The 15,496-nt window shown below is 63.9% G+C and carries 11 protein-coding genes; 8 read left to right on the forward strand and 3 right to left on the reverse strand.

The window, feature by feature from the left end; all coding sequences use genetic code 11:
* Window positions 1-157 precede the first annotated feature (157 nt).
* The 3 genes from R3355_RS12300 to R3355_RS12310 are packed head-to-tail and all read right to left on the reverse strand — an operon-like array spanning window position 158 to window position 8,464.
* Window positions 158-4,990 carry a PAS domain S-box protein gene (locus tag R3355_RS12300; RefSeq protein WP_318961443.1) on the reverse strand — a complete coding sequence of 1,611 codons (4,833 nt, stop codon included), beginning with the start codon at window positions 4,988-4,990 and terminating at the stop codon, window positions 158-160.
* A 20-nt stretch (window positions 4,991-5,010) separates the two neighbouring features.
* Window positions 5,011-6,144: an HDOD domain-containing protein gene (locus tag R3355_RS12305; protein ID WP_318961444.1), complete on the reverse strand. Its 1,134-nt coding sequence runs from the start codon at window positions 6,142-6,144 to the stop codon at window positions 5,011-5,013.
* 46 nt (window positions 6,145-6,190) lie between these two features.
* Window positions 6,191-8,464: a putative bifunctional diguanylate cyclase/phosphodiesterase gene (locus R3355_RS12310; protein ID WP_318961445.1), complete on the reverse strand. Its 2,274-nt coding sequence runs from the start codon at window positions 8,462-8,464 to the stop codon at window positions 6,191-6,193.
* A 167-nt stretch (window positions 8,465-8,631) separates the two neighbouring features.
* Between R3355_RS12310 and desA the strand changes: the two genes are divergently transcribed.
* The 8 genes from desA to R3355_RS12350 all read left to right on the forward strand — a co-directional run bounded on the left by desA (window position 8,632) and on the right by R3355_RS12350 (window position 15,495).
* Complete coding sequence (gene desA, locus R3355_RS12315) at window positions 8,632-9,819, forward strand: delta-9 fatty acid desaturase DesA (RefSeq protein WP_318961446.1); 1,188 nt, start codon at window positions 8,632-8,634, stop codon at window positions 9,817-9,819.
* Window positions 9,820-9,931: 112 nt separating this feature from the next.
* Window positions 9,932-10,903, forward strand: a complete 972-nt coding sequence (locus R3355_RS12320; protein ID WP_318961447.1) for a sensor domain-containing diguanylate cyclase — start codon at window positions 9,932-9,934, stop codon at window positions 10,901-10,903.
* A gap of 480 nt (window positions 10,904-11,383) precedes the next feature.
* The gene (locus R3355_RS12325) at window positions 11,384-12,637 is read left to right on the forward strand and encodes an OprD family porin (RefSeq protein WP_318961448.1); all 1,254 of its coding nucleotides are present in this window, start codon (window positions 11,384-11,386) and stop codon (window positions 12,635-12,637) included.
* A 380-nt stretch (window positions 12,638-13,017) separates the two neighbouring features.
* Complete coding sequence (locus R3355_RS12330) at window positions 13,018-13,344, forward strand: metalloregulator ArsR/SmtB family transcription factor (protein WP_318961449.1); 327 nt, start codon at window positions 13,018-13,020, stop codon at window positions 13,342-13,344.
* Complete coding sequence (locus R3355_RS12335; protein ID WP_318948916.1) at window positions 13,341-13,802, forward strand: YeeE/YedE family protein; 462 nt, start codon at window positions 13,341-13,343, stop codon at window positions 13,800-13,802. The genes R3355_RS12330 and R3355_RS12335 overlap by 4 nt, the downstream gene beginning before the upstream one ends.
* 2 nt (window positions 13,803-13,804) lie before the next feature.
* Window positions 13,805-14,224, forward strand: a complete 420-nt coding sequence (locus R3355_RS12340) for a YeeE/YedE family protein (protein WP_318961450.1) — start codon at window positions 13,805-13,807, stop codon at window positions 14,222-14,224.
* 14 nt (window positions 14,225-14,238) lie between these two features.
* Window positions 14,239-14,427 carry a DUF2892 domain-containing protein gene (locus R3355_RS12345; protein WP_318948914.1) on the forward strand — a complete coding sequence of 63 codons (189 nt, stop codon included), beginning with the start codon at window positions 14,239-14,241 and terminating at the stop codon, window positions 14,425-14,427.
* 204 nt (window positions 14,428-14,631) lie between these two features.
* The gene (locus R3355_RS12350) at window positions 14,632-15,495 is read left to right on the forward strand and encodes an MBL fold metallo-hydrolase (RefSeq protein WP_318961451.1); all 864 of its coding nucleotides are present in this window, start codon (window positions 14,632-14,634) and stop codon (window positions 15,493-15,495) included.
* Window position 15,496: the final 1 nt, after the last annotated feature.

Genomic DNA, 15,496 nt, shown 5'->3' on the forward strand with positions numbered 1-15,496 from the left:
CCGGCAGGCTCGGATGCAGCTGGCGGAGTTCCTCGAGCCGCTCCGGACCGTTGCCGGCGGGTTGGCTGGGATTCCGCAGGATCAGGTCGACGCGGCCGTGGGCCAGGCCAGCAGGTCGGGGCGCGGTAACAGTTTTGAGGCACCGGTGGCGCGCGGGTCATAGCTCGGTACCGTCCGCCAGCGGCAGCTCGAACCAGAAGGTCGCCCCCTGACCTGCAACCGAGTCGAAGCCGATCTGTCCGCCCATGCGCTCGATCAGTTCCTTGCTGATGGCCAGACCCAGACCGGTGCCGCCTTTCTGCCGGCTGTCGCTGGCGTCGGCCTGGGAAAACTTGCTGAAGATACTGGCCTTGAACGCCTCGGGAATACCCGGCCCCTGGTCGCGCACGCTGATCCGTACCTGGTCGCCACGCTGTTGCACGGCGACCTCGACGACCTGTCCGGCTGGGGAGAACTTGGCCGCATTGGACAGCAGGTTGGCCATGACCTGGGCCAGGCGCTGGCTGTCGACTCGTACCCGGATCGCCGGCATGGGGTCGAGCAGTTGCAGGTTCACCCGATACTGGCTGGCATATGGCTGATTCTGCGCGATGGCCTGGGCGAGCAGCGGCTGCAGGGGGGATTCGCTCAGCTCGATCGGCATCTTGCCGGCCACCAGTTTGTCCATGTCCAGCAGGTCGTTGATCAGCTGGCTGAGGTGCTGGCTGTTGTCCTGGGCGATCGTCAGCATCTGTTGCATGCTCGCCGGCACCGCGCCGAGCACGCCGCCATTGATCAGGCCGAGGGAGCCGGCGATGGCGGTCAGCGGGGTACGCAGTTCGTGGCTGATGGTGGAGACGAACTCGTTTTTCATCTGCTCGACGCGCTTGCGCTCGCTGATGTCGCGGATCACCGCGATGAAGCGCCGCTGGCCCTGGTGGCTGATCTGCGACACGGCCAGTTCCATGGCAAAGGATTCGCCATTGCGGCGCAGGCCGGTGAGCTCGCGCACCGTGCCGATCAGCCGGGCTTCTCCGGTTTGCCGGTAACGCGCCAGGTAGCCATCGTGGGCCGACCGTACTGGCTCGGGCATCAGCTGTTTGACGTTGTGCCCTGCCACTTGGGCCAGGTTGTAGCCGAACAGTTTTTCCGCCGCATGGTTGAAGGTCTCGATACAGCCTCGCTCATCGATGGTGATGATGGCGTCCAGCACGTTGTCCAGCAGGGTGTGCAGGTAGTGCTCGCGCTCGCGGATGGCCCGCTCGGCCGCGACCCGCTCGCTGAAGTCCTGAATCTGGGCGACGAAGTGCACCGGCCGGCCCTGGCCATCGCGCACCAGCGATACGCTGAGCAGTACCCAGATGATCCGACCCTGGCTGTCCAGGTAGCGCTTCTCCATCTGGTAGCCGTTGATTCGTCCGGCCAGCAGCGCCTCGACATTCGCCAGGTCGGCGGCCAGGTCATCGGGATGGGTGATCGACTGAAAGTCGCTGGCCAACAGTTGCGCGCGGCGGTAGCCGAGCATGCGGCAGAGTTCGTCGTTGACGGCCAGCCAGCACCCCTCTGGACTGACCAGGGCCATGCCCTGGGGCGCCGTGTTGAAGGCATTGCTGAACAGTTGCTGGCTGAGTTTGAGTTCGTCTTCGATCTGCTTGCGTTCGCTGATGTCCCAGATGAAACCGTCCAGCCACAGCAGCTTGCCCTGGCTGTCGTATTCGCCGCGACCTTTTTCCCGCACCCAGACGCTGTGGCCGTTGGCATGCTGCAGGCGATAGGTCAGCTCGAACACCTGCCTGCGCGCGATTTGCGCCTGAATGGCGTAGGTGCTGGCGCGGTCGTCCGGATGGATCACGCTGGCATAGCTGCGCACCCGGTTGTCGATGAAGTCGCTGGCCGGGTAGCCGCTCAGGTGCTCCATTTCATCGCCCATGAAGCGCATGGTCCAGTCGGTGTCGTGGTGGCAGCGGTAGACCACCCCGGGCAGGTTGGCGACCATGCCGCGGAAGCGACTTTCGCTCTTTTGCAGGGCGCGGGTGGCCTGCTGCAAGGCGCTGACATCGGTGGCGATGCCCAGGTAGCCGTGGATACTGTCGTGCTCGTTGCGGATGGCGCTGAGTGTCAGGTTGACGAGGCGCGGCTCGCCGTCCTTGCGCAGATAGGTCCACTGCCGGGTTTGCGCCTCCCCGCCCTGGATAGTGGCGACGAACACCTCGAAGCCGTGGACTTCGCGGCCCAGTTCGCGGCTCAGTGCAAGGCCACGGGCACGCACTTCTTCGGGCTGGTGAAACAGCATCGGCGAGTGCTGGCCGATCACCTCGTCGGCCCGATAACCGAGGAGGCGTTCGGCGCCAGGGTTGAACAGGCTGATCACGCCGCAGGTATCGGTGGCGATGATGGAGACCCCGGTGGCCGAGTCGAGCACGGCCTGGAGGAAGGCGCGGGCTTCGTGCATCTGCTCTTCGCGCTGTTTGACCTCGCTGACGTCCTGCACGGTGCCGGCCAGCAGGGTCATGCGCCCCTGTGCGTCGGGTTGCAGGCGCGCCAGCTCATGCACCCAGCGGATCTCGCCGTCGGGCCGCACAATGCGATGCACCACGTCGTGCAAGCCGCCCGCCAGCACCCGTTGTTCGCTGGCCTCGACCAGCGCCAGGTCTGCGGGGTGCACGCAACCCTTGAACGCCTCGACGTTCGGGGCAAATACCTCGGCGTCATAGCCGAAAATGTCGAAGATGGTGCTCGACCAGTACAGCTCGCCGGTCTGCAGATTGGCCTGCCAGTGGCCCAGGCGGGCGATTCGCTGGGCCTGGTCCAGGCGCTCCAGCAGGGTCTGGCGGGTCTGCTCCTGCTGCTGGCGTTCCAGGGTCGCGCCGACCCAGCGGGCGAACAGGCGGAGGAATTCGCGGTCGGCCTCGTCGAATGGCTGGGTGCGCGCCTCGGGCGAGGCGAAGCACAGGGTGCCGAAACGCCGGCCAGCGACCCAGATGGCGATGCCGATATAGGTTTCCAGGCTAAACAGCGGGTAGCAGGGGTGGGCGGCGTGAAGCGATTGGCCCATGTGCTCGATGGCCAGGACTTCATCGCTGTGCAGGGTGAGGCTGCAGTAGGTGTCGCCCAGGGGGAAGTGCAGGCCGTCACTCAGGGCGCCCGCTGGCGAGACCTGGACCCGTACCTGGTAATCACTGCCCTCGATCTGGCTGATGATGGCCAATGGCGTCTGATAGAAGCTGGCACCCAGTTGCAGAGCCTGGCGCAGCTGCTCCTGACTGCTCAGGGTGGGCAGGGCGGCAATCTCGTTGAGCACGCGCAGGGCCGCCTGCTGGCGCTGCAGGTGCTGCTGAGCCTGCTCGCGTTGCACGTCGCGGCGCAGCGCCTCGATCACCTGGCCGAGGGTGGCGAGCAAGGGTTGTAGCTGCTCGGCCAGGGCCTGCGGATAACCGTCTGTGCGGTTGGCCAGGCCGAGCATGCCCACCAGGTGGCCATGGGCATGAATGGGCAGGCCGGCGAAGGCCAGCAGCGGCGGATGCCCCTCGGGTAAGCCACCGCTGTGCGGATGCTGCGCAGGCGCATTACTGATCAGCGCCTCGCCGCTGCGCAGGACCTGGCCGAACAGGGTGTCCAGATTGCGGAATTCCATGCCCTGGGTCAGGCGCTCGGCATAGAGCGCGGCACTGGCGCTGTCCCAGGCAATATTGCTGATGCTGTAGGTGTGCAGGTAGGGCGCACCCTGTTCATCCACGAGCACTTCGCCGATAAAACCGAATTGGCTGGCGGTCAGGTCGAGGATGCGCTCGAGCAGCGCATCGAAGGCCTCGAGCTGGTTCTGTGCGGTGATATAGGCGGCCTGGGCCTGGGCAATGACGGCCAGTAATTGTCGCGACTGCTCGCTCTGCTGGTGCTTGTGCTGCAGTTCGTCGCGGTGGCGACTGATCAGTGTCTGGCTGGCGCGGCGGGTGCTCAGCAGCAATAACAGGAGCAGGGCCTCGGCGCCGAGCCAGGCTAGCAGCCATTTGCCAAGCAGCCAGCGCTGGTCGTTGCGGTGCCGGGCGAACTGTTCGCTGACGTCGCGCCAGGTCAGGGCGACGGCCGAGGTGCTGTGGCCGGCCGTGTGCGCTGAGCGATAGTCCGGCAGTACCACTTGGGTGAGCAGGTAGGTGCGGCCCTGATCTTCGAGCAGCTTGAGGGTGTCGCCGGCGGCGGGGGCGGGCAGCAGCCGGCGGACCTGCCAGTTCTGCACCTGGACGCGCGAGTAGCCTTCCAGGTGCCAGTAGCCGGATGCGTCGCTCGGGCCGCGCAGCCCCCCGGCGCTGAACGGCTGCTGCTCGCTGCGCTCGAGCCGCAGGGCGACCCCGGCATCCAGCTCCTGATCCAGCTGTTGCAGGTCGATGAGCATTCCCTGGGTGACTTCCAGGGCGCCGATGGTCACGGGCTTGAGCGTGCCATCCACCCGCAGCGGGGTGATGGCGCGCATCACCAGACCCTCGGCGCCGAGGTCCAGGCCGGCCTTGCCCTGCTCATCCTGGAGGACATCGAGCAGCATCGGCCGCTGCGCATCGGGGCGGTCGCCGAAGCGTTCGGGCTGGTGCACGCGCAGCAGGACTTCGCTGGTGGGCGCGAGGTGGATATACAGCTTGAACGGGTGACTGTTCTGCAGGTTGCGCCAGCGCGGGGCCAGGCGGGTGTAAAGCTGGTTGCGGATGGCGTTCGCGGCAGCCTGATCCGGCTTGCCGCTGTTGTGCAGGGCATAGGCCTGGCGCACCAGTTCGATGGCCCAGGAGTCGGCGGCAATGCTTTCGGCCAGTAGCTGAACCTGATCCCGCTGGCGCCGTTGCGTGCTGTGCAGGGCCAGGCGCTGCAGATCGGCCTGTTTGCTTATCTGCAGTTGCCAGAAGGTTTCCCGTTCGCTCAGGGCCAGCCAACCCAGCGCGGCAAAGAACAGTGCCAGGCCGAGGCTGCCGAGGCCGACTATCCAGCGGATTGCCGAGGATTTACCCCCGCCGTTCATTGACGACATGCTGAGCGAGCTGTTTGCATTCAGGCCAGCCCGGCGAGGCGACGCAGGCGCGCCTGATCGTTGCTGTTGGGAGTGGGGGCCAGCTCACAGGCAGCCAGGCGCATGAGCACTGCCGCGCGTTTGACGCTGTTGTTGGGCAGGGCATAGCAGGCGCCAATCAGTTCGCGCAGGGCCATGGGCAACTGCCAGCGCGCCTTGATCGCAATCGCGAAGGGGGAACTGAATTGGCCAAGGGCTTGCATTACCTGTTCTTCGCTGAGGTTATGGCCGCGCTTCTCCCAGGCCTGGGCCAGATAGAGCACGCAAAGCTCGCCCATGCGGTGCAGCAGCGCCGCGCTATGGAAGGGTGCCGGGTCCAGATTGCACTGGCGGGCCAGGGCCATGCTGGTTTCGGCCAGCCGTTCGCTGGCATCCAGATGCACCTCGGCGAGCGTGCGCAAGAGCGGGTTATCCAGTGCACTGGGCTGGCGCAGCGCCAGGCCCATGGCCAGGTTGAGGCTGGTCGCCGCACCGAGTTTCTGCAGCGCTTCGGTCAGGCTTATGCACGGGCGTCCGGCACCGTTGTAGGCACTGCTGTTGGCCACGGTCAGCAGCCGGGCATTCAGGGCCGGGTCGTGGCGCCAGTCTTCGGCCAGCTCGCGCAGGCTCAGTTGCTCGCCCTTGAAACTTTGCAGCAGACGATCGCGGATGCCCTTGCTCAGGGGCAGGTCCAGTTCGCTGGCGGGCAGTTTTTCCAGGTAGGCAACTAAGTCTTCGTCGCTGACGGCGCGGGCCGGCTGATGCTCTGTTGCAACCGCAGGTAGCAACTTGTCCAGGCTGGCGGCTACGCGCGAGGCCTGGAAGGGTTTGCTGATGAAGGCGCTGATGCCCAGTGCGCGCACTTCCACCACGCTGTTGCGGTCGGTGCGGCCGCTGATCATTACCAGCGGCACCTCGCGGTTTTGCTGGCGCACCTGTCTGAGCAGCTGAGTGCCTTCGCCGTCCGGCAGGTTCCAGTCGCTGATCAGCAGATCGCTGGGCTGTTGTTGCCAGTCCGTCAGGGCCTCGGCGACGCTACCCAGGCAGACGATTTCGGCATGCGGGCGCAGGCTCAGCACGATCTGCTTGAGCAGATCGGCGATCCAGTGATCGTCTTCGAGAATCATTACCCGCATAGGTGTCGGCTATTCCTAGGTTCTGTTGCGCATGATGCTTGATTGATCAGGACGCCGCTACGGCTGGTGTTGGCTCTGGCTCGACCGGTTGTGGCCGGCCGAACAGATAGCCTTGGCCATAGTCGCAGCCGATCTGGCGGAGGAACTCCATCTGCTCCGGCCGTTCGATGCCTTCGGCCAGTACCTTGAGGTCCAGGCTGTGCCCCAGGGCCACCACTGCGCGGGTAATGGCGACATCGTCGCTGTCGTGGGGCAGGCCGCGGACGAAACTTATGTCGAGCTTGAGTTTGTGCACGGGCAGGCGCTTGAGTCGGGCCAGGGAGCTGTAGCCGGTGCCGAAGTCGTCGATCGCCAGGCGTACACCCAGTGCCCGCAGGCGCTCGAGCAGCGTCAGGGCCGCATCCGGGTTGTCCATTACCGCGCTTTCGGTGACCTCCAGTTCCAGGCAGGTGGGGTCCAGGCCGGTGTCGGCCAGCACCCGGGCCACCTGCAGGTCCAGCCCGCCGCGGCTGAATAGCCGGCTGGAGACGTTGACGGCGACGAAGCGCGGCGCGTGCGCCTGATTTTTCCAGAGCACCATCTGCCGGCAGGCCTGTTGCAGGACCCAGGCGTCGATGGCGCCGATCAGACCGCTGTCTTCGGCGATCGGGATGAACTCCCCGGGTGCTACCAGGCCGCGCTGCGGATGCTGCCAGCGCACCAGCGCCTCGGCGCCGATCAGTTCGCCGCTGGCCAGGTCGTGCAGCGGCTGGTAGTAGACGCGCAGTTCCTGATGATCCAGGGCATGGTGCAAGGCGCTGACCAGGTCGATGCGGTGGCGGGCGAACTCGGTCAGCTCCTGGGTATAGAAGGCATAGCCTTCGCGGCCGCTGCTCTTGGCCTTGGACAGCGCCGAGTCGGCGTTGCGCAGGACCTGCTCGAGGTTTTCGGCATCGCCGGGGAACAGGCTGATGCCGATGCTGGCGCTCATGTAGAACTCGTGTTTTTCGAGGTTGAACGGTGCCCCCAGGCTGTTCAGCAGTTGCTGGGCCAGGCTGGCGGCCTGGGGGGCATCCAGGCAGTTTTCGCAGAGCAGACCGAACTCGTCACCGCCCAGGCGCGCCAGGGTCATGCCTTCGCCCAGTTGTGCGCCCAGCCGCTCGCCGACCGCCTTGAGCAACAGGTCGCCGATGTTGTGGCCCAGGCTTTCGTTGATGTGTTTGAAATGATCGAGGTCGATCAGCAGCACCGCGCCCTGCTGTGCGGACTTGGCGCGTTTGATGGCGTTTTCGACCCGCTCGGTGAATAGCAGACGGTTGGGCAGACCGCTCAGCGGATCATGGTGGGCCAGGTGGTCCAGTTCGCTCTGCGAGCGCTTCAAGGCGCTGATGTCGGAGAACACCGCGACGTAGTGGCTGAGCTCGCCTTTGTCGTCGTGGATGGCGCGGATGCGCTGCCACTGTGGGTAGATTTCGCCGTTCTTGCGCCGGTTCCAGATTTCTCCGCTCCAGCTGCCCCGGGCTGCCAGCGCGTGCCACAGGCGTCGGTAGAACGCCTGGTCGTGGCGACCCGAGCTCAGGTGGTTGGGTCGACGGCCGATGATTTCCTCGGGATTGTAGCCGGTGATGCGGGTAAAGGCCGGATTGACGTGGACGATGTGCTGTTTGCTGTCGGTGACCAGCACCCCGTCCTGGGTCGCGTCGAATACGGCGGCGGCCTGGCGCAGGCTGTGTTCATTGGCCCGCTGCTGGCTGATGTCGCTGGCGGTGCCGATAATGCGCTCCGCTCGGTCCCAGGCGTCGAGCTGCAACTGCCCGCGTGACTGGATCCAGCGGTAGTTGCCATCCTGGTGGCGCATGCGCAGGGTCACCTCGAATGGCTCCTGGCTGGCAGTGCCCAGGATATCGGCGATGGTTTGCTCGTAATGGGCGAGGTCGTCGGGGTGCAGTTGTTGCAGCCAGCGCATCCGGCTGTTGCCCAAATCATCGGGTTGCAGGCCGAGCAGGGTGGCGTAGCCCTCCGAGAAGAACACCTTGTCGCTACCCAGATCCCAGTCCCACAGGCCTTCCCTGGCCGACTCCAGGGCCAGGTTCAGGCGATCTTCGCTGGCGCGCAGAGTCCTGCGCATGCGTGCCTGCTGGCGCACGTGCGAGCACAGAATCAGGTACAGCAGAACACTGCTGAGTAAAACAAAGCACAACCCCTTGAGCACCTGCACCTGTTCGGCACGTTCGGCAGGCAGGTGCAGCCAGGCCAGCAGGGCGTCACTGAAGATGACCCAGAGTCCGGCGGCCAGCAGGTAGATCAGGGTCAGGCGTACCGCTCCTTGGTGTAGGCTCATAAGGCGTCCATAGGCTCTCGAAGTGGGCACTGTGATAATAGTGTAGGCAGCGGCTCGGCATTGTTATCTAAAAGACCAACTGGTTTTATGATCCATGTCGGTGATAATGCACTGCGGTTCGAGTCTCTCAAACTCGCCGCGTTTTATTTTCAAGAGGCTCTCGGCTCATGTGGTACAACGGATTTCTTGACCTGTCGGTCTGGCAGTTGATTGCTGCTGTCCTGGTGATGACGCACATCACCATTGTCGGCGTCACGGTGTACCTGCACCGTTATTCTGCCCATCGCGCCCTGGAGCTGCATCCGGCGCTGAAACACTTCTTTCGTTTCTGGCTGTGGTTGACCACGGGGCAGAACACCCGCGAATGGACCGCCATCCACCGCAAGCACCACGCCAAGTGCGAAACCGTCGACGACCCCCATAGCCCGGTGATCAAGGGCCTGGGCACGGTACTGCGCACCGGCGCCGAGCTGTATCAGCAAGAGGCGAAGAACCCGGACACCCTGCGCATCTACGGCAAGAACTGCCCGGACGACTGGATCGAGCGCAACCTATATTCGCGCTATACCTTCGGCGGTGTGACCCTGATGGCGCTTATCGATCTCGCCCTGTTCGGCGTGATCGGCATCAGCGTCTGGGCGATCCAGATGATGTGGATTCCATTCTGGGCGGCCGGGGTGATCAACGGTCTCGGTCATGCCGTCGGCTACCGCAATTTCGAATGCCGCGACGCCGCGACCAACCTGCTGCCGTGGGGCATCCTGATCGGCGGTGAAGAACTGCACAACAACCACCACACCTATCCGAACTCGGCCAAGCTGTCGGTGCGCAAGTGGGAGTTCGACATGGGCTGGGCCTGGATCCAGCTGTTCAGCCTGCTTGGCCTGGCCAAGGTGCAGCGCGTGGCGCCGATTGCCCATCGCATCGAGGGCAAGCGCCACCTGGACATGGACACCGCCATGGCGATCCTCAACAACCGTTTCCAGATCATGGCGCAGTACCGCAAGCTGGTGATCGGCCCGCTGGTCAAGCAGGAACTGGCCAAGGCCGACGCCTCGGTGCGCCATCAGTTTCACCGCGCCAAGCGCCTGCTGGGCCGCGAGCCGAGCCTGCTGCACGACCAGCAGCAGGTGTGTATCGACGCCATGCTGGCGCAGAGTCAGGCGCTCAAGGTGATCTACGAGAAGCGCCTGGCGCTGCAGCAGATCTGGCTCAAGACCAGCTCCAATGGCCACGAAATGCTCGAGGCGATCAAGCAGTGGGTCCACGAAGCCGAGGCCAGTGGTATCCAGTCGCTGCGCGATTTTGCCGTACAGCTGAAAACCTATTCGCTGCGCCCGGCCGCTGTCGCCTGAGCGCGGCTGATCGGCTGCCCAAGCCCGCCGTTCGGCGGGCTTTTTGTTTTCTGCGCTGCCAACCTTCTATGCTGCGCTTATAGCTCAAACCCCCACCAGGATGGCGGTTGTTATGGACGAACACAGCAACGCTCCACTCGAACTGGAAGACCTGACCCTGGCACTGCTGCACAGTCGCGCCGAAGTCACGCGCCTGCGTGAGCGCGAGCGGCTCTTCAGCACCCTGCTCGGCAGCGTCAATGCGGTGCTCTGGGCGTTCGACTGGCAGGCGCAGCGGGTGATCTACGTCAGCCCGGCCTACGAGCGGATTTTCGGTCGCTCCGCCGCCTTGCTGCTGGCCGATTATGGCGAGTGGCGCAACAGCATCTACCCGGATGACCTCGACTACGCCGCCGAGAGCCTGGCCAAGGTGCTGGAAACCGGTGCGGTGGAAGCGCGCGAGTACCGCATCCTTCGCGCCGACGGGCAGTTGCGCTGGCTCAGCGACAAATGCTTTATCAGTCGCGCGAGTGAGGCTGGGCAAGCGCAGATCATTGTCGGTATCGCCGAAGACATCACCGAGAAGAAGCAGCTGGAAGGCGAGTTGCATCGCCTGGCGACCACCGACGTGCTGACCCAGAGCAGCAACCGCCGGCACTTCTTCGAGTGCGCCCAGCGCGAGTTCGAGCATGCCCGCCAGTTCGGCACTCCCTTGGCCTTTCTCCTGCTCGACATCGACGACTTCAAGCAAATCAACGACAAATACGGTCACCAGATGGGCGACCAGGTGCTGCAGCGCCTGGCCAGCTGTGGCGCGTCGGTATTGCGCCGTGGCGATCTGTTCGGGCGCATCGGCGGTGAAGAATTCGCCGCGCTGTTTCCGGGCTGCGAGCCGGCCCTGGCCGAACAAATCGCCGAGCGCTTGCAGCGGGAGGTGCAGCGTTTGAGCTTCAGTCACGCAGGGGTGTCGTTCGGCGTCACGGTGAGCCAGGGCCTGACCAGCCTGCGCGGGGGCGACTCGATCCTGGATATGCTGTTCGCCCGCGCCGATGCGGCGATGTATCAGGCCAAACGGCAGGGCAAGAACCAGATCGTGCTCGACTGACTGGCAGGGCGCGATTGGCGAAAATCCGCCGGGAGCGCTCTTGCGCTCGGCGAAAATCCGCCTGTTCATCCTTCTCCCAACGCCGCAATGGAATCCGTGATCTTGCGCCAAAGTAGCGAGCCAGAGGTGTTGCTGCTCGGCGCTGGGCGACTGGCACGGTATCTGCTCAAGGCTCTTCGACGCACAGACCGACCTGCAGGGCCGGCACACAATAAAAACGAAGAGAGCCGCCGATGAACTTCTTCCACCTGGCTGACGATCCGCCTATTCCCGTTCCCTTGACGTTTACTCGGTGCGGCACCGCGCACCCCTGATTTCTATTCGCCCCACGTTGGCCCGCTCGCTCTGGCGCCTGTTCGGCTGCCCGATTGGCGAGGTCCGCGGGGTGAATCAACGAATTCGGCGCGTGCCTGTTTCTTCGTGGTCGAAGCCTGCGCCCGTGCCGATGTGTCACCCATAACAACACTGGAGAAAACCATAATGAGAAAGACCTCCCTGGCGCTGGCCGTAGTCGCCGGCACCCTGGGCTTGAGCCTGAGCCAAGTCGCCAACGCCGAGTTCATCAAGGACAGCAAGGCCAGTCTGGAAGCGCGCAACTTCTACTTCAATCGAGATTTCCGCCAGGAAGGCGCCAGCCAGGCCAAGCAGGAAGAGTGGGCGCAGGGTTTCATCCTGCGCATGAACTCCGGCTATACCGAGGGCACCGTGGGCTTCGGTGTCGACACCATCGGCATGCTCGGTTTCAAACTGGACTCCGGTGGCGGCACCGCCGGCAGCGGTCTGCTGGTGCCCGACCGTTCGGGTGGCTCCCAGGACTACTCTTCCGATCTGGCGGTGGCCGGCAAGGCCAAGTTGTCCAAGAGCACCCTGCGCGTGGGCAGCATGCAGTACAAGAACATGGCCATCGCCTCCAGCGACAGCCGCTTGACCCCGCAGGTGTTCCTGGGCGGTCACCTGCTTTCCCAGGAAATCGACGGCCTGACCCTGGATGGCGGTTACGTGCGCGAGGTCAACCACCGCAACTCGGGCGATTTCGAGGACCTGTCGATGACCGCCGGTGGCCGGCGCGGCATTACCTTTACCGACGGCAATCAGACCGATTCCTTCCAGTTCCTCGGCGGCACCTACCAGCTCAGCAAGGAACTGACTGGCGCCTATTATTACTCCAACCTGGAGGACCTGTATAAGCAGAGCTCCTTCAACCTGGTGCATGTGCTGCCGTTGGGCGAAGGGCAGAGCCTGAAAACCGACCTGCGCTACACGCGCTCCACCGACGATGGCCACAGCAACGTCGACAACCAGGCGCTGGGGGCGATGCTCACCTATGGCCTGGCTGGCCACAAGTTCGGCCTCGGCTATCAGAAGATGAGCGGCGACACCGGCGCCGCCTATCTCGGCGGCACCGACCCGTACCTGGTCAACTATGTGCAGATCAGTGACTTCGCCAACAAGGACGAGACCTCCTGGCAGGCGCGCTACGACTTCAACTTCGCCAGCATCGGCATTCCCGGTCTGACCTTCATGACCCGCTACCTGACCGGCGACAACGTCGACCTGGGTGCTGCCGGCGACGGCAAGGAGTGGGAGCGCGACACCGAGCTGATGTATGTGTTCCAGGAAGGCACCCTGAAGAACTTCGGCGTGCGCTGGCGCAATGCCATGGTGCGGTCCAACTTCACCAACGACATCGACGAAAACCGCCTGATCCTCAGCTACACCCTGCCGCTGTTCTGACCGGCGCCCCGTGGTTAACGGGGCTGCCGAGCATGGCTGATCAGTTGCATCCTGTTCAGCCATGAATCATCAAAAGCCCGGACTCTGTTCCGGGCTTTTTCATGGGCTGTAACCGTTAACGTTGCATAGCGCGGCCTGGGCGAGCGCCCGCGAAATCCGGGAGTGTGTTCCTGCGGCCACCGATCGATCGTCGATGGGTATCGCTGCGCTCAAACCTACGCGGCCCGCCACATCCTACGAGAGCTGGCGTGCAATGCGCAGCACCTCTGGCGGCTGGCATCACGAGCCCGCTCTTGTCAGGAGAGCGATGGGCTGAATTCTGCTTGCATAATAATATATAAAAAAATATATTGTTTTTAGGTTAACTGAAGGCTCGCCCCATGAATGCTCCCGAACAGACACTCAATATCCAGCAGTTGCGCGCCAACGCCGATGCGGCCGGGCAGTTGCTCAAGACCCTGGCCAATCGCGACCGCCTGCTGCTGCTCTGTCAGCTCTCGCAAGGCGAGCGCAATGTCAGTGAGCTGGAAAGCCTGCTCGGCATCCAGCAGCCGACGCTGTCCCAGCAGTTGGCGGTATTGCGCCGTGAGGGGCTGGTGGAAACCCGCCGCGAAGGCAAGCAGATCCACTACCGGATCAGCAGCCCGGCCGCCTTGGCGGTGATCAATACGCTGTACCAGTTGTTCTGCACAGGAGAAACCTCATGAGTATCGACGGGGTCGCCATCGACGGGGTCGCCATCGACTGGTTGAATTTCACGCCCTGGAGCTCTCTGGCGGGCGGGGCGTTGATCGGCCTGGCCGCCAGCCTGTTCGTATTGTTCAACGGCCGCATCGCCGGCATCAGTGGCTTGCTCGGCTCGGTTCTGGAAGGTGGCGAGGGTCGGGCTGAGAAGGGCATGTTCCTCCTCGGCCTGCTGCTGGCACCGCTGCTCTGGGGGCTGTTTGCCGTGCTACCGACGATCGAGTTCCAGAGTGGCTGGCTGGGCTTGCTGGTGGCCGGCCTGCTGGTCGGTGTGGGTACCCGCTACGGTTCCGGTTGCACCAGCGGCCATGGTGTCTGCGGTGTTTCCCGGCTGTCGCCGCGTTCGCTGGTGGCGACGTTCGCCTTTATGGCCGCCGGTTTCGGCACTGTCTTTGTTCTACGTCATCTTGTGGGGAGCTGAACATGCGCAAACTGACTGCGTTGCTGGCCGGCTTGCTGTTTGGCATAGGTCTGTTGCTGGCCGGCATGGCCAATCCGACCAAGGTATTGGGCTTTCTCGATCTGGCGGGTGCCTGGGATCCGTCGTTGGCGCTGGTGATGGTGGGTGCCATCGTGGTCGCCGCAGCGCCGCTGGCCTGGGCCAAGCGCCGCGCGCAGTCGTTGCTCGGCGCGCCGATGCAGCTGCCGACCAAGCGCGAGCTGGATCCGCGCCTGATCGGTGGCAGCCTGGTCTTCGGCATCGGTTGGGGCATTGCCGGGATCTGCCCGGGGCCGGCACTGGCGATTCTGCTCAGCGGTCATTGGCAGGTCATCGTTTTCGTTCTGGCCATGCTGGCCGGGATGCTGTTGTTCACCGCGCTGGAACGCCGGCGCAGCCATTAAATCTGGAGATCATCATGAAAACCAACGTTGGCACCATCGACCGCAGCCTGCGCATCGCCGTCGGTCTGATTCTGATTGGCTTGAGCCTGAGCAGTACCATCGGCCTGTGGGGCTGGATCGGCGTCGTGCCGCTGGCCACCGGCCTGTTTCGCATGTGCCCGGCGTATTCGCTGCTGGGCATCAATACCTGCAAGCGCTCCTGAATCGGTTGGCCAATGTGGACATGACGGGCGCCTCTATGGCGCCTGTTGTCGTTCGTGAGGGGGAGGGCGTGGGCGCGGTATAGGGCGGGGCGGAAGAAGCCAAGGACTTCATATGAATAATAGTTCTAAGCATAGAACCAAAAAACAGTTACGCTAATCCTTAATTAAGTACCCCCAGGGGTATATCAAAAGAGGACCGTCACCATGCAAGCGCACGTAGAAGCTTTTTTTGATCCCGCCACCTTCACCTACAGCTATGTGGTCAGCGACCCGGCGACCCAGCGCTGCGCCATCGTCGACTCGGTGCTCGACTACGATCCGGCCGCCGGCCGCACCTCGCACAACAGCGCCGACCGCCTGATTGCCTATGTGCGCGAGCAGGACCTGAAGGTCGACTGGCTGCTGGAAACCCATGTGCACGCCGACCACCTGTCCGCCGCGCTCTACCTCAAGCGCGAGCTGGGTGGCCAGCTGGCCATCGGCGAACAGATCACCGTGGTGCAGAACACCTTCGGCAAGCTGTTCAATGCCGGACCCGAGTTCGCCACCGATGGCCGCCAGTTCGACCGCCTGTTCGCCGACGGTGAGCGCTTCCAGGTGGGCAACATCGAAGCCCGCGTCATCCATACGCCCGGGCATACCCCGGCCTGCCTGACCTATGTGATCGGCGATGCTGCCTTCGTTGGCGACACCCTGTTCATGCCCGATTACGGCACCGCCCGCTGCGACTTTCCCGGTGGCGATGCGCGGGTGCTGTTCCGCTCGATCCGCAAGCTGTTCGACCTGCCGGCGCAGACCCGCCTGTTCATGTGCCATGACTACAAGGCGCCGGGACGCGAGGAGTTTCTCAACGAAACCACGGTGGCCGAGGAGCGCGCGCACAACGTGCATGTGCACGAGGGGGTCAGCGAGGACGACTTCGTCGCCATGCGCAGCGCACGTGATGCCACCCTGGGCATGCCTACCCTGATCCTGCCATCGGTACAGGTGAACATGCGCGCCGGCCAGCTACCGCCGGCGGAAGACAACGGCACCCGCTACCTGAAAATCCCCCTCGACGTGCTTTGAG

The organism is Pseudomonas sp., from assembly GCF_033723075.1.
Taxonomy (GTDB): domain Bacteria; phylum Pseudomonadota; class Gammaproteobacteria; order Pseudomonadales; family Pseudomonadaceae; genus Aquipseudomonas.